Source organism: Halorubrum sp. SP3, assembly GCF_005435195.1.
GTDB classification, from domain to species: Archaea; Halobacteriota; Halobacteria; order Halobacteriales; family Haloferacaceae; genus Halorubrum; species Halorubrum sodomense.
In genome coordinates this window covers 1-312 of record NZ_SGTU01000539.1, presented here as the reverse complement: position 1 = coordinate 312, position 312 = coordinate 1, and the positions used below count along the sequence as shown (strand labels likewise).

Here is a 312-nt window from a genome sequence, read left to right as displayed (position 1 = left end):
GGGGACGAACTGAACGAGCATATCCGCGCCGTATTTGCTGTCTTTCCACGTCGGCCCATTACGGAACGAGCGGTGTCCGTCGGGTTTCACGACACCGAACGGGTCGTCTGAACCCATCTTTTTCCGAAGGAACGACGCCACTTCGGACGCTTGAAGCCATCGTTCCTCGGCGTCTCGGCGCGGATCGAGTTTGAACCGCGAGGTGATCGTCTCACGGTACACGCCTGATAGTTCAAGCGTTACCGTCTCGTCGCTCGGAGTCACGACCTCAACCGTTGCCGCGTCGGACGGGTCGAGAACACGATCCCGAAC

At 59.6% G+C, this 312-nt stretch carries 1 protein-coding gene; it reads right to left on the bottom strand.

What is annotated here, in order from left to right:
- The coding region (locus EXE42_RS19065) for a hypothetical protein (protein WP_158293794.1) at nt 1–312 on the bottom strand (312 nt) is incomplete at both ends.